This window comes from Corynebacterium sp. UBA4397 (assembly GCF_002390965.1).
Taxonomy (GTDB): domain Bacteria; phylum Actinomycetota; class Actinomycetes; order Mycobacteriales; family Mycobacteriaceae; genus Corynebacterium; species Corynebacterium flavescens.
This window is the reverse complement of sequence record NZ_DGRD01000042.1, coordinates 47,561-66,003: the sequence shown is the minus strand read 5'-3', so window position 1 is coordinate 66,003 and position 18,443 is coordinate 47,561. Positions and strand designations below refer to the sequence as shown.

The window sequence follows — 18,443 nt, the reverse complement described above, 5'->3', positions numbered from 1 at the left end:
GACAACCCAGCCGATTGCGACTTTGCGCAAGAATGGCGACTTGACCTCGAACTCCCAGGGTTTCTGCGAGGTCATGGCGAAAGGATCAGCGGCGGTATAAGCCAGCACCTCGGATTCACTCAAACGCGGATCCTGAGGCTTCGAACCCTCATTATCCTGCGCCGATGAATGAGATGCATGTGCTTCGGTCATAATTTTCCCTCTTGTATCCCGCGCTAGTGTTCTAATCCATTGATTCTACGCAACTGCAGCGCAGTGTCTAAAGCCGCGAGCATTGCCTCTGCACCTTTATCTTCGACAGAGCCCTCAAATCCCGCGCGATCCACCGCTTGTTGGTGATCATTGACGGTGAGAATGCCATTGCCCACTGGGGTGGATTCATCTAGGGCAATCCGCGTCAAACCCTGCGTTACGGAATCGCAGACGTAGTCAAAGTGCGGAGTTCCTCCTCGCACCACGCACCCCAACGCCACCACGGCATCGTAGCGACGCGCAGCCGCCTGCACGGCGACGGGCAGTTCGAGGGCGCCGACCACGCGGAACTGATCGACCTGTGCGCAGTTGGCACGAGCCGTCTCGACCGCACGTTCGTGCAGGTGATCACAGATTTCAGCGTTCCACGTGGAAGTGATGACGGCTACCTTGAGCCCGCGCGCATCGACCTCGGCGAGATCTGGAAGTCCTTCTTTGCTCACTGGAAACCACTCCTTAGGCTTTCAATATTCAGTCAGGCAATATTCAATCTTGGGTATGGGCTATTCCGCCCTGCCGGAGACAACCGGCCTTCAAGCCTAGCGCGAGTGCGCCGCATCCCATTCCGCGACCTGCGGGAGATCGTGGCCCATGCGGTCGCGCTTGGTGCGCAGATACTCAATGTTATCCTCGTTCGCTGCGACTGCCAGGGTGGTGTGATGGGTCGAATCCACGCCGAAGCCGACGAGTCCCTCCCCCTTATGAGGATTGTTGGTCAAGAGATTGACGGACTTGATGCCCAAGTCCCGCAGAATCTGACCGGCCACCGAATACTCGCGCGCGTCCTCCGGCAGGCCCTGCTCTAGATTAGCGTCCACCGTATCGAGGCCTTCATCCTGCAGACGGTAGGCCTCCAGCTTCTTGAGCAGCCCAATTCCGCGGCCTTCTTGACCACGCAGGTAGATGATGACCCCAGAACCATTTTCCTGAATCTCGCGCATCGAAGCCTGCAGCTGCGAACCGCAATCACACCGCCGCGATCCGAAAACATCCCCGGTCAGGCATTCCGAATGCACGCGCACGAGGACGTCTTCGGCACCGCGCAGCTTGTCGACGTCCCCTGCCACCAAGGCCACATGCGCTGTACCGTCTATCTGATGGCGATAGCCTAGGACGCGGAAATAGCCATAATCCGTGGGCAGACGCGTGGATACCTCGCGCACAACCTGCGTCTCGTGGTGTCGGCGCCACTCTATGAGCTGATCGATGGAGATCATGGTCAGGCCGTGCTCGTCTGCGAATCGGCGCAGCTCCGGCGACCTAGCCATATCCGTGGGATCCTCGGCGGAAACAATTTCACACAGCACACCGGCTGGCCGCAGGCCGGCTAGGCGCGCAAGATCCACCGAAGCCTCGGTGTGTCCATCGCGCTCCAACACGCCGCCCGGGCGTGCCGCCAGCGGCACGACGTGGCCTGGGCGGGTGAAGTCACCGGGAGTGGTCGAGGGATCAGCCAGGCGGCGGATAGTCTCCGCGCGCGAGGTGGCCGAGATGCCGGTGCTGCCAGTGGCGGCATCCACCGTGACGGTATAGGCGGTATGGCGGACGTCTTGGTTATTGGCCATCATGGGCGGCAGGTTCAGCCGCGCGCAATCTTCCGGCATCAACGGAGCGCAGATATAACCAGAGGTATAGCGCACCATGAAGCCCACAAGCTCTGGAGTGGCTAGCTCGGCCGCGAAGATGAGATCTCCCTCGTTCTCGCGGTCCTCATTGTCCACCACCACCACGGGTTTACCAGCGGCGATGTCAGCGATAGCCTGGTCAACAGTATCCAGGCGCGTCTTGTTTTCAGCGGAGCTCATGGTGATCTAGTTTAGTCCCTGCTCCGATATGGAAATACTGCGGGTATCCAACATCTTCTCGACATACTTCGCCAGCACATCAACCTCTAGATTCACCACGTCACCGACCTCGATGGTTCCCAAAATGGTGTCGCGCAGCGTCGTCGGAATGAGGGAAACCTCGAACCAGTCCGGACCGACCGCACTTACCGTAAGCGAGGTTCCACTCACCGCGATCGATCCCTTCTCCACCACGTAGCGCGCCAGCTGCTCCGGCAAGGAGAAGCGGAAAACCTCCCAGTGCTCGGAGGGGCGACGCCCGACAAGCCGGGCCGTGGAATCCACGTGCCCCTGCATGAGATGCCCGCCCAGCCGTGTCGTGGGAAGCAAGGCGCGCTCCAGATTCACCGGGCTTCCAGTCTTCAGCTGCCCGAGCGCCGAGCGGTCGAGGGACTCTTGCATCACGTCTGCCCAAAAAGCAGAATCAGCCAGGTCCGCCACGGTCAGGCACACGCCGTTGACTGCGATGGAATCTCCCAGCTGGGCATCTTCCACAATAAGCGGAGCAGTGATCTCAATTCGCAATGCATCATCGAGCACCTGCAGGGAAGCAACCTTGCCCACTTCTTCCACGAGTCCAGTAAACACGTACATTCTTCCTTCGCTAGCTTGGCTTACTTGCTTGCTACTTTTTAGTTTAAGCTTGAGTTCACTCTAAGCCCCCGCCGCGGGCTGGCGCGCATATTCAATCAGGACGTCCTCGCCCAAGGCAATAGTCTCGACTCGGTGAAAACGCGGCGCTAAGGCCAGAGTCTGGACAAGAGCGCGATCCAGCACTCCGCGACCTGCACCCAAGAGCACTGGCGCGACATAGGCCGAGATGGCGTCGACGAGATCTGCCTCGAGAAAAGCACTGGCCAGCCCTGCGCCGCCCTCGACGAGTACGTCGCGGGCACCTTCTGCGTAGAGACCGACTAGAGCTTCCTCCACGCTGGGGTATTGCTCGTAGCCCAAGCGGCGCAGGTTGCGCGCGACATCCCCGGCAGCGGTCAGATCGCGCCGGCCTATGACAACCCGCCGTGGCTGATGCTCACTCAGCGAACCATCCGGGTAACGCGCGGTCAAGGAGGGATCATCCGCGAAGGCGGTGCCCGTGCCGATGATGATGGCGTCACGGCGCGCGCGGTCCGCATGCACCCACTGCCGCGCCTGAGTTCCCGTTATCCATTGGCTGGTGCCGTCAATGGCGGCGGTGAATCCGTCGAGAGTTTGGGCGAACTTCAGCGTGACGTGCGGGCGCTGTTCACGCACCGACAGCAGCCAGGGGATCAGTGCATCTGACACTCCGGCGGCATCCGGCGCGCTTACCTGGCGAACCTTTAACCCTGCGGCCGCCAAGGCCGCGGCACCACCGGTAGCCACGGGGTTAGGATCAGCATGCAGATAGTCAACAGCAGCGATGCCGGCAGCAATGAGAGCCTGGCTACAAGGGCCGGTGCGCCCAGTGTGGTTGCAGGGCTCCAGGGTGACCACGGCTGTGCCACCCCGCGCGCGCTCACCGGCGGCGCGTAGGGCCATTATCTCCGCGTGTGCGGAGCCAGGCGGCTGGGTAGCACCGACACCGACGATCTCGCCCTCGGCATTGAGGATGACGGCCCCGACCGGCGGGTTTGGGCTGGTCAGGCCGCGGACACTGTCCCCGGCACGCATTGCCTCTACGAGGGCGCTGCGCGCCACCGACTCAGCGATCGCTGGCTTAGCGCCCATCACGGGCCTGCGCCGCGAGGGCGCGCAACTCCTCCACGGCGGCCTCCTTGTCGGCCTGGCTATAGATGGCCGAGCCGGCAACGAAGGCGTCACAACCGGCCGCTGCAGACCCCGTGATCGTTGCCGCAGAGATTCCCCCGTCGATCTCGACGAGGGTTTCCAGGCCTTGCTTGTCGATGGCCGCGCGGAGCGCTCTTACCTTCTCAAGCATCTCTGGCATGAACTCCTGGCCCCCGAAACCGGGCTCGACAGACATGACGAGGACGAGATCGAAGTGATGAAGCTTATCCAGCCAGGGCTCGATGGGGGTGCCAGGCTTGATGGAAAAACCGGCGCCGACTCCCAGACTGCGAATCTTCTCCGCCAGCTCCACTGCGGCTTCTTGGCCTTCAACCGCTTCGACGTGGAAGATGAGATGATCCGCGCCTGCCTTGGCATAGGTCTCAACCCACCGCGCGGGATCCTCGATCATCAGGTGTACGTCAAGGATGCGATCAGTGAGCCCGTCGACCGTGGCCGTAATATCCGGGCCGAAGGAAAGATTGGGAACGAAGTGCCCATCCATGATGTCGACGTGAATCCAATCAGCATTGGACACGGCGCCGATTTCTTCACCTAGACGGGAGAAATCGGCGGCCAAGATAGACGGGGAAATAATGGGTGCAGACATAGTGTTCTATTCTAGCCTTCCCGGCTAGCGCCTGTCCCCTGCCTTAGCCCTCGTTGGCAGCGCTTGGCTCCCCGCGGCGCAAGACGGCGAAAAACATTGCATCGGTGCCATGGCGGTGTGGCCACATCTGCACGGACTTCTCGTGGCCTACATCCGGCATATCGGGAATAAGGGCATGGGCATCTAGCTCCTGGGCTCCTAGCTCGGATACCGCGCGCTCGACAATATCGCGGGTCTCGCGCTTATCGGGCGAACACGTGGAGTAGATCACCACTCCCCCTGGGCGCACCAGGTTCAGCGCTGAACTCAAGAGCTCGTACTGCAGTGTGTTGAGCCCGGCAAGATCTTCTTCCGACTTGCGCCAGCGTGCTTCGGGGCGGCGGCGGAGGGAGCCGAGGCCGGAACAGGGGGCGTCGACAAGCACGCGATCGAAACCAGGCTCGAGGCCCGGGTTGCGTCCATCTGCCACGTGAACACTAACGGGGAGATCTGCAACGGTCTTCTCGATGAGCTCGGCGCGGTGCGCGGTGATTTCCACCGCATCGACGTGGGCCTGATCAGTGCGCGCCAACGCTCCGATGAGCGCCGCCTTGCCTCCGGGGCCGGCGCAGAGATCCAGCCAGCGCCCGCCGTCCTCGCCCTCCACCGGGGCCTCGACGAGAGCACGGGCAATGAGCTGCGATCCCTCGTCCTGTACCGCTGCAAGTCCCTGGCGCACAGGCTCCAAAGAGCCGGGATCGCCCGAATCCATGTACACCGCATAGGGAGAATACTTGCCCTGTTCGAATCCGGTGATAGCCGCCAACTCCTCCGCGGTGATCTCACCGGGACGAGCAACGAGGTGGACAATGGGGCGCTCGGAGTCGGCCGCGAGAGCCTCATCGAGCTCGCCCAAGCCAAGTACGCGGGCGAAAGACTCCGCGATCCAGGTGGGATGCGCATGGCGGAAGGCGGCAGCCGGGATCTCACCTGCGGGGGTCAGCTTCTCAATCCACTGCTCAGGGCGAGTACGCGTGATGGTGCGCATGATTCCGTTGGCAAAGCCCTTAGCCTTTTCCTGACCGGCCGCCTCAACGAGCCGGACGGTGGTATCAACTGCAGCGTGCGGCTCCACCCGGGTATAGAGAACCTGGTAGGTCCCCAGCCGCAGTGCGTCGAGGACTTCCGGGGCGATATCCCCCAGCCCCCGCGTGGCGCTTTTGGCAATCACCGCATCCAAGACACCCTGCGTGCGCAGCGTGCCATAGGTAAGTTCGGTGGCAAAAGCCGCATCCCGGCCCTCTAGACGCTGGGTGCGCAGCGCCTTGGGGAGAACAAGGTTGGCAAAGGCCGCGGCCACGTTAACGCGGTGCACCACCTCATAAGCCACGGCGCGAGGCATATCTACCCCGCTGCGCCGTGCCTGTTGGAAGAAATCCCCAGTGCTATCGCGCTCGCGACCGCCCGCGCCATCTCGTCCTCTGTTATGGCGTGGAGCGCGTGCCTCGCGGGGCTTGCCCGCCCTGTCCGCCCTGCCCGCCTTAGCGCCGCGTTCGGGCTGGGGCCGATCGCCGGACTTGGACCGAGATCTAAATCCTCCGCTCATGAAAAGCTCACCTCTCCTACTTCGCCGAGGCCACGGGCCCAATCGGCGGCGATCATCTTCTTCTTGCCGGGTGGCTGGATTAGACCCAGCTTAACTGGGACGGTAGCCGTTCCCACATACACGGCGTGTTTGTCTATGTGCAGCTGACCCGCGGGGAGCTGCGTTGTAGTCTTTTCTGTGATGTCTCCGATGGCCGCATCCGGCGTCATGCTCACGGGGCCGAGCTTGAAGCGCTCTGTGCCCAACAAGGTCCATGCGCCTGGGGCCGGTGTGTGCGCGCGGATCTGGCGATCGATGGCAAAGGCCGGGCTATCCCAGTTAACCCGCGCGTCCTCTGCGGTTATCTTGTGCGCATAGGTGGGTTCACCGCGCTGTTCTTGGGGTACTAGAGCCCCCGCCTCTAAGCCATCGAGCGTAGCTGCCAAGAGATCCGCGCCTGCATAAGCCAAGCGGGTGAGGAGATCGTCTGAGGTATCGCCCGCTTCAATCGCGGCAGAGAGGGTGCCAAGCACTGGGCCAGTGTCGAGTCCCTCATCAATGCGGAAGGTGGTGGCACCGGTGATGTCATCGCCAGCGGCAATTGCAGCCTGAACGGGGGCGGCACCCCGCCAGGCAGGCAGGAGGGAAAAGTGGAGGTTTATCCAACCATGCTCCGGCAGATCAAGAAGATCTTGCGGTATCAAGTTGCCATAGGCCACGACCGGTATCGCCGCAGGATTAAGCTCGCGCAGGCGCTCGCGTACCTCTTTCCCATCGGTAGAATCAGCCTTCAGCGTGGCGGGAGTCAAGACCTCTATGCCGTGAGACTGCGCAAGTTCTTTGACGGGGCTGGGGTGCAGGCTGCGCCCGCGGCCCCTGCGCGCATCGGGACGCGTGATAACGGCCACCACCTCGTGCTCGGAAGCCAGTAGCTTCTCCAGTGCCACAACGGCAGGTTCCGGAGTCCCGGCAAAAACTATGCGCATAGAGTAGTTATCTCCTTAGAAGTTAAGTGCTGTGTAATAAGTGCTATGAGTTGAGTGCTGTCTGTAACAGCAGAATTCTTAGACAGTCTAATCGGCGGCGAGCCCCTGCTAAGCGTTGAACCAGCTGGAGTTTCTGATCTCGCGCATCGCTTCCTTACGCAGACTCGGCTCGAGGCGTTGTAGAAACAACACCCCATCCAGGTGGTCACTCTCGTGCTGGATGCACCGCGCCAGCAACCCGCGGGCCACGAGGGAGATCGCGTTTCCACGCACGTCCCGTCCCGCTACCACCACAGACTCGTAGCGCTGAGTCTCCAAGGAGATACCGGGAATGGAAAGACAGCCCTCCGTGCCCGACTGCTTGGCTTGACTCAGTGGGCGCCACACTGGGTTGATGATGGCCCCGCGCAGACCGCTGTGCACGTGGGTGCAATCGAAGACGAAAACCCGCTTCGTGACCCCGATCTGATTAGCCGCGAGCCCCACTCCACCGGCGGCGTCCATGGTTTCTAACATGTCTGCGGCCAAGGTCTGCACCCCGGAGTCAAAAAGATCGATCTCTGTTGCCCGCGTGCTGAGCACGGGGTCACCATACATGCGAATGTCTCGAACGCTCACCGATTATCTCCCTAATATTAGACCTAGTGCGAAATGTTGGACCTAGTGCGAAAGACGCGGGCGCTGGCGCCTTTAACGTATCCGAGGATAGTTCACCTACTTCTAGCCCACGTGAATGGGATCGACCTGGATGCGCAGGGGCACGTCCTCCTTGCGGGCACTGCGCGCGGCATTGGCGCACCGCAGCGCTGTGCCCAACTCGGCGCGCGGGCCCAAGGGCACGCGAATGAGCACACGTTGCGCTGGGCCCCAACGCTGCCTGTCATATTCACCAGGCAACTGCTGGCCGGCAGGCAAGGGCACGGGACCGAGAACCTCAGCGTGGACGGGAAGCTCGACCAGGTCTAAGAAAGCATCGAGAGCCTTGTCTGCTCCGTCGACAGCGGCCATGTGCACGGCCGGCGGGAAACGGACTTCGCGGCGTTCCTCCAACTCCCTGCGGGCGGCGCCCGCCATGTCCCAGGCGAGCAAATCCTTAACCACCGGAAGCTCCTCATCGGCCACGACGATAACGCGCCCGGCTTGCGACGCCGGCTCCACCAAGGTGGCTGCCTGCGCCCAGGTGGCCAAGGTGTCCTCCGTGGCCCGGAGATCCTGGCGGCCCAATAAAGAGGCGCCGTCGAGAAGCAGGGCCGCGCCATAGCGGCCGCCACCCCTAAGGAGTGGCTCGGCCCCCGGGGTGGCGATGACGAGACAGGGCTGGGTGTCGATCTCATCGATGATCTTGTTTCCGCCCGAGACCACGATGCGTGTGCGCGCGAAGGCCCGACCAAGTTCTTCGGCGGTGCGCTGTGCACCCAAGACAATCGCACGCAGGCGCGGAGAACCACACTCGCTACAGCGGTGCTTGGAATCGACCCGGCCACACCACGCACAGGTGGGAAGCGAGGCCTGCCCCTGTCCGCCGGAATGCTGGGGGTTTAACCCCAGCCCCAGCGGCCCATTACAGTGACGGCAACGCGCGGGTGCCCGGCACTGCCCACAGGCCAGTATAGGTGCATAGCCCTTTCGCGGAACCTGAACCAATACCGGCTTGCCGCGCTCGAGTGCTGAGGCGGCGGCCTGATAGGCCGGGCCCGCAACAGAGGTGGTGCCGCCTTGCATATCCCGAGCCACCGAAAAGCCATAGGTCCCCACCGCCGCAATGGCCGGACGCCGGGCGCGAATGGTGGACTCGCTGGCCACCAGATCGTGGGCCCACCCGGATTCCACGAGCAACTGGGTCTCAGCCGTGCGGGAATGCCCGGCGAGGATAAGGCTGCAGCCCTCCTGCGCGCACCGGGTGCTCAGGACCTCCCGGGCGTGGACATAGGGCTTGAGGCTATCAACGAGGTTGTCATCCCCGTCGTGAACTATCACGGCCAGGCGCAGGTTATGAACCGGTGTAAAGGCGGCCGAGCGGGTGCCCACCACGATGCGGGACTGCCCCACCAACGCGGAGAGGTAGCGGCGGTAACGCGCCTGCGGGCCAATGGAATTGCCCAAGACGGTTACTTGCTTGGCAGAGACATACTCGCGCAACGCTGCCTCCAGCTGTGCGACGCACTTCTGATTAGGAACGACGAGCAGCACGCCCTTGCCGGATATGGCGATCTTCACGCTCAGCGCGGCGAGGGCTCCTGCCCAGTCATCACCGGGTGCTATCTGCCACGCCGCACGGGCCACGTTGCCGCCCAAAACGGAATCGACGAAGGATTCGCCGTGCTCATAGGCTGACCAACCCGAAAGATCGGGCTCGCCGGCGTTGCCGAGCTCCTCCCACGTGGAGTCCAGATCGGATTCTTCCGCCTTGGCGTGGCGCGGTGGAATGGCGGAGCGGATGATGTCGGAGCGCACCCCGCCATATCGATCCGCCAGGGAATCCACCAAGCGGGCAAGGCGAGGAGGGTAGACTGCATAGGGCGAGATGACTCTTTCCAGGTAACGCAGCTCACCAGGAAACTCACTCTCGGAGCGCCGCTCGAGCACAATCGCGTCACTCAGGCGCCCGTTGAAGCGGATGCGCACCCGAACGCCAGGCTGAGCCTCCGCGGACTGTTCCTCGCTGACGCGGTAATCAAACCCACGGTCAAGGTGTGCCACCCCCAGCAATGGCAACACCCGCGCGACCGGTTTGTGGGCGGCGGGTGTTCTGTGCGGCATAGGCTCAGATTCTACAGTCCGACCGCCGCGCGCAGTAGATCGGCACGGTTGGTTGCCTCCCAGGGCAGCGCAACGTCGGTGCGCCCAAAGTGTCCATATGCTGCCGTCTGCCGGTAAATGGGGCGCAGAAGATCGAGTTCACGGATGATAGCTGCGGGCCGCAGATCAAATACCTCGTTGACCGCAGCCTGGATCTGCTCGTCGGTGAGGCCGCCTTGGGCGGTGCCGAAGGTCTCCACGTAGAGGCCCACCGGCTTGGCGCGGCCGATGGCGTAGGCCACCTGCACCTCCGCCCGCTCGGCAAGGCCTGCCGCCACGAGGTTCTTGGCCACCCAGCGCATGGCGTAGGCGGCGGAGCGGTCCACCTTGGAAGGGTCCTTGCCGGAGAAGGCGCCGCCGCCGTGACGGGCCATGCCACCGTAGGTGTCCACGATGATCTTGCGCCCGGTCAGGCCCGCATCCCCCATTGGTCCGCCCAGGATGAAAGAGCCGGAGGGATTAATAAGCAGTGAGGTATCGCCACGGTAGTACCGCTCCAGGCCCGCATCCTTGACTACCCACTCGATGACGTGCTCGCGCAACTGCTGGGCCAGCCATTCCTGGGTCACCCCGGGATCGTGCTGGGTAGAAATGACGATGGTATCCAGGTGTGAAGGCTCGCCCTCAGGGGTGTAGGCGAAGGTCACCTGCGTCTTGCCATCCGGCCGCAGGTGCCCCACGATGTCTTCCTTGCGCACCTGGGCCAGGCGGCGCGACAGGCGGTGGGCCACCGCGATGGGCAGAGGCATGAGCTCCGGGGTCTCGTTGGTGGCATAGCCAAACATGAGGCCCTGGTCCCCCGCGCCATAAAGATCGTTTTCTTCGTCGAAGTCACTGCTGCGATCACGGGCCTCGGTTGAGGTATCAACGCCGGCGCCGATTTCCTGGGACTGCTCACCAATGGCGACATTGACGCCGCAGGTGTGCCCGTCAAAGCCTACGTCTGATGAAGTAAAACCGATGTCGGTTAGAGTCTTACGCACGATCTGGGGAATCTCCACGTAACCCACGGTGCGCACCTCCCCCACAACATGCACCTGGCCGGTGGTAACCAGAGTCTCCACGGCAACGCGCGCGTGCGGGTCCTTATCGAGGAGGGCATCCAAGATGGCATCAGAGATGGCGTCACAGATCTTGTCTGGGTGCCCCTCAGTTACAGATTCACTGGTAAACAGGCGCGTGGCCTGCGCAGCGTTAACAGTCACGGTTAATCCTTTAATAGATTCTCGCCCTGTGGCGATGTGGTGGGATCGGGAGCGGCTCGGCGCGCAAAAGGCGCGGGCAAAGCGCGAACAGTAACCCAGCATAGACTAAGCGGTCTATGCAAGCAACTAGCCCAGTCTAGTGCCCCATGAGCTGGGCTACCGCGTCAAGGATCTGTGCTGCCACCACCTGCTTGGAGCCCTTCTCAACAACCGTCGGCTCCACATCTTTGCGCAGCAACCAGCCCTCATTGGTGGCCTGGCCAAAGACCTTCCCCTGGCCCACGGCATTGGCCATGAGCAGATCGCAGCCCTTGCGCTGGAACTTCGCCTTCGCAAAATCCAGCGCCGAATGCTCTGCGTCCCCGGTCTCGGCGGCAAATCCTACGATGATCGCCGCAGGATTGATCTCCGCACGTTCGCGCTTGGCGACGAGGCCTGCCAACACGTCCGGATTAAGCACGAGGTCCAGCCTCTCCAACTGCGCATCCGCCTTGCCCTTCTTCAGTTTAGATCCGGCCACCGAACGCGGGCGATAATCTGAGACGGCTGCAGACATGATGATGACATCGGCATCAGCGGACTCCTCTCCCATGACCTCCTCGAGCTGCTGGGCGGAGACGATCGAGCGTATCTTGGCACCTGCCGGGGTAGGAAGCTGCTCAACATTGCCGGCCACGACGGTAACGTCTGCCCCCCGTTGCGCCGCCAGCTCAGCGAGCGCGAAGCCTTGGCGCCCAGAGGAACGGTTCCCCAGGTAGCGCACTGGGTCTAGGTTCTCTTGTGTTCCGCCGGCAGAAATCACTACCTTCTTGCCCGCCCAATCATGGGCGATGGGATAGCCGGCCACCACCGTGCGCACCAGCTGTGCAATCTGCCCCGGCTCCAGCAGGCGCCCCGGCCCGCTATCGCTGCCGGTGAGACGCCCCTGGGCGGGTTCTAAGACCACGATCCCCCGGCGGCGCAGCGTAGCCACGTTGTCCTGTGTGGCCGGGTTAAGCCACATTTCGGTGTGCATCGCTGGGGCGATGACCACCGGGCAGGTCGCCACCAAAATAGTAGCGGTGAGAAGATCATCGGCGCGTCCCCCCGCTACGCGGGCAATAAGATCAGCCGTGGCGGGGGCGACAACAATGGCGTCTGCACGCTGGCCGATGTCCACGTGCTGGACCCTGTCTACCGCGTCAAACACCGACGTCGACACCGACTGCCCCGACAGCGCCTCAAAAGTTGCGGCACCCACAAAGTTGAGCGCCGTGGGAGTCGGAACCACCCGGACGCTGTCCCCACCCTCGGTGAAGTCCCGGATGAGATGGCAAGCCTTATAAGCGGCGATGCCTCCCGCGACTCCCACAACGATGTTCAAGGGAGAAGCAGAGGACGAAGTACTGGCGCTGGAATTATTCACGCGCTCGATTCTACCGACCGCGTTGAAAGCCTCTCAGTGGCGGGCTCAGTCGGCATCACGGTTCATTCACCGCACCAGTGCTTTAAACGTCCATTAAGGACGAGGCCGGCGTGTTCACTGTAAATAGTGGCTAACTTCTTGAAGTTTTTGGCCACTGCTTGCAGTGAACACACTAAAGACACCTTCGACCAGCGGCAGTGAGATAGGAAACGAGAGCCCCGCCGCAGAATGTCTGCAGCGGGGCTCTCGCGATAAGAAGGCGGGGAATACCCCGTCAACCTTATTTGCCCTCTTCGTGGACGAGCAGGTCCGCGTCAATTTCGCGCAGGGCGATAGACAGCGGCTTCTCGCCGGGCTCTGGAGTGACGAGGGGTCCGACGAACTCGAATACGCCCTCATCTTGCTCTTGGTAGTAGCTGTTGATCTGGCGCGCGCGCTTGGCGGCGAAGATAACCAAGGCGTACTTAGACGAGACCTTGGAGAGCAGCTCATCGATAGGCGGGGAGGTAATTCCCGTTGGCGGATCGAATACCGGCTCCGGCTTCGCGGCCTCAGTGTTAGCTGGGGTGGTCACGTTAGTCACATGCACCTTTACTTTTGTTGAATCTGGTCAAAATAGTGCTACCCACGCAGAATAGCACTGATTGCCGCCACGGCATCATCGAGATTCTCGTTGACGACTACATGGTCAAACTCTTTTTGAGCGGCAAGTTCTTCATGGGCGGTCTCCAGCCTACGATCAATGACATCTTGAGGTTCTGTGCCCCGGCCCGTTAGGCGGTCAACGAGTACCTCCCACGAGGGCGGTGCCAAGAACACGGTCTCTGCCTCCGGCAGCCGCTCCTTGACGTTGCGAGCGCCTTCAAGATCGACCTCGACCAAGACCGGGCGACCGGCGGCTAAGGCATCCCCCACCGGCTGAGCCGGGGTTCCGGAGCACTGCAACCCTCCGTGGATATCTGCCCATTCAAGCATTTCCCCGGCATCGATATGCTTTTGAAAATCCTCCGGGCTAACGAAGAAATAATCGACACCGTCCCGCTCGCCCGGGCGAGGCTTGCGGGTAGTCATGGAGACGCTGAAATAAAGATCCTTGACGTCATTGCGCAGACGCGAAACTACGGTGGACTTGCCCACTGCGGAAGGTCCGGCCAATACGACTAGGCGTCCGCGTGCAGTTGCGTCAGGCATAGCGATATTTACTCGCCGAAGCCGAAGCGCTCGAGCAGGGCGCGACGCTGACGGTCTCCCAGACCGCGCAGGCGACGGGTTTGGGCAATCTCCAGGTCTTCCATGATTTCCTTTGCCTTGACCTTGCCAACCTTAGGCAGTGCCTCGAGGAGAGCGGAGACCTTGGTCTTGCCAATGATCTCGTCGGACTCGGCCTTGGCCAAGACGTCCTTCAGGTTGGTCTCACCGCGCTTGAGCGCGGCCTTGAGCTCAGCGCGAGCCTTACGAGCCTCGGCAGCCTTTGCAAGAGCTTCTTTGCGCTGCTCATCAGTCAACTTTGGAAGGGCCACGGGTTTCCTCCGATTCATAGTTTGAATAATTTACGTCTAGCACCACGTACTAGTTCAAGTACTGGGCGCCAGATTCCGGCTGCTAAACGAGGCTTTTTCCGCCTGCGCTCACCGCGAATTACGCGGATGTAGCGAACCGACTTCTGGCAATCCTAGCACTGGTCACACGGAGATGAAGTACTGCAGGGCCTAAAGGCGACCCATATGAGCACGTCATCGCATTGCCATGTACAAACTACCAGGTTAGAGAACCGGAGGTTAATCACGCCACAAAGAGCGCTTAGGCACCGAAGTCAGCGGCCGTGCGATGCATCGCTTCTTGCAGGCCAGAGACCTTGGGCCCCTGGCTCAAGATGGCCCGAGACACGTTGGCAAAGCCTAACTCCGGAGCTGCGCCGACAATGCTCGCTACGTCGCCTGCACTGGCGCCTTGGGCACCCACTCCCGGCAGCAGAACCGGGCCTGAGAGCCCAGCAAGCTCCGGAGGAGAGTCCAAGGTCGCTCCGATGACCACACCGATGTTGCCGGGTACGCCAGGTGCGTTGTTGTCCGCGTTAACCTGCCCGCAGGCATCAACCACCGACTGAGCGATGCTGCGCCCGTCTGCGCGCCGCGTGGACTGCAGCTCCACTGCCTCTGGATTGGAGGTGGCAGCGAGAACGAACACACCGCGCCCGGCGGCCTGGGCAGCCGCAAAAGCAGGCTCCAAAGCACCCACGCCCAAGTAGGGCGAGAGCGTCACCGCATCCGCACGCAACGGGGAGTCCTCCCCCAGCCACGCCTGGGCATAGCCAGCCATGGTCGAACCGATATCCCCGCGCTTGGCATCCGCCAGTGTCAGGCAGCCGGCCTCACGCAGCGTGGCAAGCACCTCCTCCAAGACCGCGAAGCCTTGCGAGCCGAAACGCTCAAAGAAAGCGACCTGTGGCTTGACCAGAGCGGCGGTATCAGCAAAAGCCTCCACACAGATGCGCGAGAAAGTGCGCAATCCGTCGACGTTATAGTCAAGGCCCCACTGTTGGATGAGATGTGGATGCGGATCGATGCCTACGCACAGGCGCCCTCTCTGGCGTCCGGCACGAACTAGGCGCTCGCCGAAGGTCTCCCCCGGCGCTTGTACCTCGGCGCTAGTGTGCAGGGCCATGCTGGAGCTCCTGTAGCGCGCAGACTTGCATCTCCCCGGTACGCAGAGCCTCGATGCCCTGTACCGCAGCGGTAACGCCCTGGACGGTGGTCACGAGCGGAACGCCGACCGAAACCGCGGCTGCGCGGATCTCATAGCCATCGTGGCGCGCACCTGCCGAGCCGGCAGGCGTATTCAAGATGAGGTCAATCTTGCCACCGAGAATCTGGTCAACGATGTCTTCTTGGCCGGCCTTGGCATCCGAGACCTTCGTGGCCACCTCACACTGCACGCCGTTACGCCGCAGCATCTGCGCCGTTCCAGCGGTGGCGATGATCTTGTATCCCATGCTGTAGAGGCGCTGAATCGGGAAGATGAGCGTGCGCTTGTCCCGGTTGGCCACCGAGACGAACACGGTTCCCTCGGTAGGCAGCGTGCCAAAGGCAGCAATCTCGCTCTTGGCGTAGGCAGCACCGAAGTTATCGGCTAAGCCCATGACCTCACCGGTGGACTTCATCTCTGGGGACAAGAGCGTGTCAAGCAACTTGCCGTCCGGGGTGCGGAAGCGGTTGAAGGGCAAGACCGCTTCCTTGACTGCAATGGGGTGCTCCATAGGCAGGGAACCACCGTCATAGTCGGTAGGAATCATGCCCTCTTCCTTGAGCTCGGCGATGCTCGAGCCCAGCATGAGGCGGGCCGCGGCCTTGGCCAGCGGGACACCCGTCGCCTTCGAGACGAAGGGCACGGTACGCGAGGCGCGCGGATTGGCCTCAATAACATAGAGCACATCGTCCTTGAGCGCGTACTGGACGTTCATCAGGCCCTTGACGCCGATGCCCTCTGCCAGCTTGCGAGTGGACTCACGTACTTTGTCGATGTCCTGGGGTCCCAGGGTCATCGGCGGCAGCGCACAGGAGGAGTCGCCCGAGTGAACTCCGGCCTCCTCGATGTGCTCCATAACGCCGCCGAGGTAGACCTCGGTGCCATCACAGAGCGCATCAACGTCGATCTCGATGGCGGAATCCAAGAAGCGGTCTACGAGGACCGGGTGGTCCGGGGAGAGCTCGGTAGCGCGTTCGATGTAGTCATGCAGCGCGGACTCGTCATAAACAATCTCCATGCCGCGGCCACCCAACACATAGGAAGGACGCACGAGGACCGGGTAGCCAATCTCGTTGGCCACGGCACGTGCCTCCGCGAAGGAGGTAGCGGTGCCAAACTCCGGCGCGGGCAGCCCGGCCTTGTCCAGGACCTTTCCGAACTCGCCGCGATCCTCTGCCAGGTTAATGGCCTCGGGCGACGTGCCCACCACGGGAACCCCAGCCTCCTGCAGGCGCTCAGCCAGGCCGAGCGGGGTCTGGCCGCCGAGCTGGACGATGACGCCCGCCACGGTGCCGGACGCCTTCTCCGCATGGTAGACCTCCATGACGTCCTCGAAGGTCAGTGGCTCGAAGTAGAGACGGTCCGCGGTGTCATAGTCCGTCGACACGGTCTCTGGGTTGCAGTTGACCATGACGGTCTCATAACCCTTGCGGGAAAGCTCCAAGGCTGCGTGTACGCAGGAGTAATCGAACTCGATACCCTGGCCGATGCGGTTAGGCCCAGAGCCCAAGATGATGACCTTCTCGCGCTCGTGCTGTGGCGCTACCTCGGACTCAGCATCCGGGTCAAGCTCATAAGCGCTGTAGTGATAAGGAGTCTGTGCCTCGAACTCGCCGGCACAGGTGTCCACCGTCTTATAAACGGGGCGGATTCCCAGCGACCAACGCAGGGAACGCACGCCCTCTTCCCCGGCGAACTCGGGGCGCAGTGCGGCAATCTGGCCGTCGGAAAGCCCGAAGACCTTGGCCTGGCGCAACAACGCCGCATCCAGCACGGGTGCCTCGACGAGCACCTGACGCATCTCCACTAATGCCTCTAGCTCGGCCAGGAACCACGGATCCACTCCGGAGGCCTCATGAATCTCATCGACGGTGGCACCCAGGCGCATCGCTAGCTCGATGTCATACATGCGGCCCTCGGTAGGACGCTTGAGGTCCTCGAGCACAGCAGCGACATTGGTGGCACGCTCGCCCGCGAAGTATTCATCCGGCTGAGTCCAGAAGCCAGAAGGCTTGTTCTCCAGGGAACGCATGACCTTGTTGAGGCCCGCGATGTAGTTGCGGCCAATGCCCATGGCCTCACCGACAGACTTCATGGTGGTGGTCAGAGTGTCATCGGCGCCGGGGAACTTCTCGAAAGCAAAGCGCGGGGCCTTGACGATGACGTAGTCCAAGGTGGGCTCGAAAGCCGCTGGGGTCACGCCGGTGATGTCATTGGTGACCTCATCCAAGGAATAGCCAATGGCCAGCTTGGCCGCCAGCTTGGCAATGGGGAAGCCGGTGGCTTTCGACGCCAACGCGGAAGAACGGGAGACGCGCGGGTTCATCTCGATGACGATGATGCGCCCGTTGCTGGGGTTGACCGCAAACTGAATGTTACATCCGCCGGTATCGACGCCCACCGCGCGGATGATGTCGATGCCCAGGTCACGCATGTTCTGATACTCACGGTCCGTCAGCGTTAGCGCGGGAGCGACAGTGACGGAATCTCCCGTGTGCACACCCAGAGCGTCAACGTTTTCGATGGAGGCGATGACAACGACGTTATCGTCATGGTCACGCATGAGCTCTAGCTCAAACTCTTTCCACCCGAGGATGGACTCCTCGATGAGGACGTTGGCCTCGGGAGAGGCTGCTAGTCCGCCACCGGCAATGCGGTCGAGGTCCTTGTGGTTATAGGCCAGGCCGGAACCCAGGCCGCCCATGGTGAAGGAGGGGCGGACCACGACGGGCAGTCCGAGCTCGGCTACCGTTTCATGCACCTCGTCCATGTTGTGGCACACGCGGGAGCGGGCCGACTCGCCACCGATGGAGGCAACGATGTCTTTGAACTTCTGGCGATCCTCGCCGCGCTCGATAGCAGCAATATCCGCGCCGATGAGCTCGATGTCATACTTTTCAAGAATGCCTTGGCGGTCGAGCTGAATGGCCGCATTCAGTGCGGTCTGGCCGCCGAGTGTGGCCAGGACGGCATCGATGGGGTGGCCCTCTGCGATTTCCTTGGCCAGGATCTTTTCGATGAACTCCGGCTCGATGGGCTCCACGTAGGTGTGATCCGCGAACTCGGGGTCAGTCATGATGGTGGCCGGGTTGGAATTGACCAGGGTCACCCGCAGTCCTTCTTGCTTGAGGACTCGGCAGGCCTGGGTTCCGGAATAGTCGAACTCGCAGGCTTGGCCGATGACGATCGGGCCGGAGCCGATGACCAGGACGTGGTTGATGTCGGTGCGCTTTGGCATGAGTGTTTTCTTCCTTGCTCCTGGTTGT

At 62.0% G+C, this 18,443-nt stretch carries 16 protein-coding genes and 1 pseudogene; all 17 read right to left on the bottom strand.

The features are described from left to right. Positions 1-192, bottom strand: a pseudogene (locus B2696_RS09285) (PH domain-containing protein); the annotation flags it as partial. 23 nt (positions 193-215) lie between these two features. Beyond that, positions 216-695 (bottom strand): 6,7-dimethyl-8-ribityllumazine synthase, encoded by a 480-nt coding sequence (gene ribH, locus B2696_RS09280; protein ID WP_286955092.1) that lies wholly within the window; start codon positions 693-695, stop codon positions 216-218. Positions 696-791: 96 nt separating this feature from the next. Beyond that, complete coding sequence (locus tag B2696_RS09275; protein ID WP_075729865.1) at positions 792-2,057, bottom strand: bifunctional 3,4-dihydroxy-2-butanone-4-phosphate synthase/GTP cyclohydrolase II; 1,266 nt, start codon at positions 2,055-2,057, stop codon at positions 792-794. 6 nt (positions 2,058-2,063) lie between these two features. Next, positions 2,064-2,684, bottom strand: coding sequence for a riboflavin synthase (locus tag B2696_RS09270; protein ID WP_286955102.1), 621 nt, complete (start codon positions 2,682-2,684; stop codon positions 2,064-2,066). 66 nt (positions 2,685-2,750) lie between these two features. Next, positions 2,751-3,803: a bifunctional diaminohydroxyphosphoribosylaminopyrimidine deaminase/5-amino-6-(5-phosphoribosylamino)uracil reductase RibD gene (gene ribD, locus B2696_RS09265; protein ID WP_286955101.1), complete on the bottom strand. Its 1,053-nt coding sequence runs from the start codon at positions 3,801-3,803 to the stop codon at positions 2,751-2,753. Further along, the gene (rpe, locus tag B2696_RS09260) at positions 3,793-4,473 is read right to left on the bottom strand and encodes a ribulose-phosphate 3-epimerase (RefSeq protein ID WP_286955091.1); all 681 of its coding nucleotides are present in this window, start codon (positions 4,471-4,473) and stop codon (positions 3,793-3,795) included. Before rpe ends, ribD begins: the two co-directional genes overlap by 11 nt. 43 nt (positions 4,474-4,516) lie before the next feature. Beyond that, positions 4,517-6,058, bottom strand: a complete 1,542-nt coding sequence (locus tag B2696_RS09255) for an RsmB/NOP family class I SAM-dependent RNA methyltransferase (RefSeq protein WP_286955090.1) — start codon at positions 6,056-6,058, stop codon at positions 4,517-4,519. Continuing rightward, positions 6,055-7,023, bottom strand: coding sequence for a methionyl-tRNA formyltransferase (gene fmt, locus B2696_RS09250; protein ID WP_286955089.1), 969 nt, complete (start codon positions 7,021-7,023; stop codon positions 6,055-6,057). The genes B2696_RS09255 and fmt overlap by 4 nt, the downstream gene beginning before the upstream one ends. Positions 7,024-7,131: 108 nt before the next feature. Continuing rightward, positions 7,132-7,641 carry a peptide deformylase gene (gene def / locus B2696_RS09245; protein WP_286955088.1) on the bottom strand — a complete coding sequence of 170 codons (510 nt, stop codon included), beginning with the start codon at positions 7,639-7,641 and terminating at the stop codon, positions 7,132-7,134. A gap of 102 nt (positions 7,642-7,743) precedes the next feature. Next, positions 7,744-9,783, bottom strand: a complete 2,040-nt coding sequence (locus B2696_RS09240; protein WP_286955087.1) for a primosomal protein N' — start codon at positions 9,781-9,783, stop codon at positions 7,744-7,746. 11 nt (positions 9,784-9,794) lie between these two features. Then, positions 9,795-11,027, bottom strand: coding sequence for a methionine adenosyltransferase (gene metK / locus B2696_RS09235; RefSeq protein ID WP_075729872.1), 1,233 nt, complete (start codon positions 11,025-11,027; stop codon positions 9,795-9,797). 136 nt (positions 11,028-11,163) lie between these two features. Further along, entirely contained in the window at positions 11,164-12,432 is a 1,269-nt protein-coding gene (gene coaBC / locus B2696_RS09230; RefSeq protein WP_286955086.1) for a bifunctional phosphopantothenoylcysteine decarboxylase/phosphopantothenate--cysteine ligase CoaBC, read from the bottom strand. A 280-nt stretch (positions 12,433-12,712) separates the two neighbouring features. Continuing rightward, positions 12,713-13,015 carry a DNA-directed RNA polymerase subunit omega gene (gene rpoZ / locus B2696_RS09225; protein ID WP_075729873.1) on the bottom strand — a complete coding sequence of 101 codons (303 nt, stop codon included), beginning with the start codon at positions 13,013-13,015 and terminating at the stop codon, positions 12,713-12,715. 38 nt (positions 13,016-13,053) lie between these two features. Continuing rightward, positions 13,054-13,623, bottom strand: a complete 570-nt coding sequence (gene gmk / locus B2696_RS09220; protein ID WP_286955085.1) for a guanylate kinase — start codon at positions 13,621-13,623, stop codon at positions 13,054-13,056. An 8-nt stretch (positions 13,624-13,631) separates the two neighbouring features. Continuing rightward, positions 13,632-13,952, bottom strand: coding sequence for an integration host factor, actinobacterial type (gene mihF, locus B2696_RS09215; protein WP_075729875.1), 321 nt, complete (start codon positions 13,950-13,952; stop codon positions 13,632-13,634). Between the two features lie 280 nt (positions 13,953-14,232). Beyond that, entirely contained in the window at positions 14,233-15,096 is an 864-nt protein-coding gene (gene pyrF, locus B2696_RS09210; protein ID WP_286955084.1) for an orotidine-5'-phosphate decarboxylase, read from the bottom strand. Then, positions 15,080-18,415, bottom strand: coding sequence for a carbamoyl-phosphate synthase large subunit (gene carB / locus B2696_RS09205; RefSeq protein ID WP_286955083.1), 3,336 nt, complete (start codon positions 18,413-18,415; stop codon positions 15,080-15,082). Before carB ends, pyrF begins: the two co-directional genes overlap by 17 nt. Positions 18,416-18,443: the final 28 nt, after the last annotated feature.

Bases quoted from the DNA above. Each gene is read 5' to 3' on its own strand.
- B2696_RS09275 (WP_075729865.1), bottom strand. From the start codon at position 2,057: ATGAGCTCCGCTGAAAACAAGACGCGCCTGGATACTGTTGACCAGGCT.
- ribD (WP_286955101.1), bottom strand. From the start codon at position 3,803: ATGGGCGCTAAGCCAGCGATCGCTGAGTCGGTGGCGCGCAGCGCCCTC.
- rpe (WP_286955091.1), bottom strand. From the start codon at position 4,473: ATGTCTGCACCCATTATTTCCCCGTCTATCTTGGCCGCCGATTTCTCC.
- B2696_RS09255 (WP_286955090.1), bottom strand. From the start codon at position 6,058: ATGAGCGGAGGATTTAGATCTCGGTCCAAGTCCGGCGATCGGCCCCAG.
- fmt (WP_286955089.1), bottom strand. From the start codon at position 7,023: ATGCGCATAGTTTTTGCCGGGACTCCGGAACCTGCCGTTGTGGCACTG.
- B2696_RS09240 (WP_286955087.1), bottom strand. From the start codon at position 9,783: ATGCCGCACAGAACACCCGCCGCCCACAAACCGGTCGCGCGGGTGTTG.
- gmk (WP_286955085.1), bottom strand. From the start codon at position 13,623: ATGCCTGACGCAACTGCACGCGGACGCCTAGTCGTATTGGCCGGACCT.
- pyrF (WP_286955084.1), bottom strand. From the start codon at position 15,096: ATGGCCCTGCACACTAGCGCCGAGGTACAAGCGCCGGGGGAGACCTTC.
- carB (WP_286955083.1), bottom strand. From the start codon at position 18,415: ATGCCAAAGCGCACCGACATCAACCACGTCCTGGTCATCGGCTCCGGC.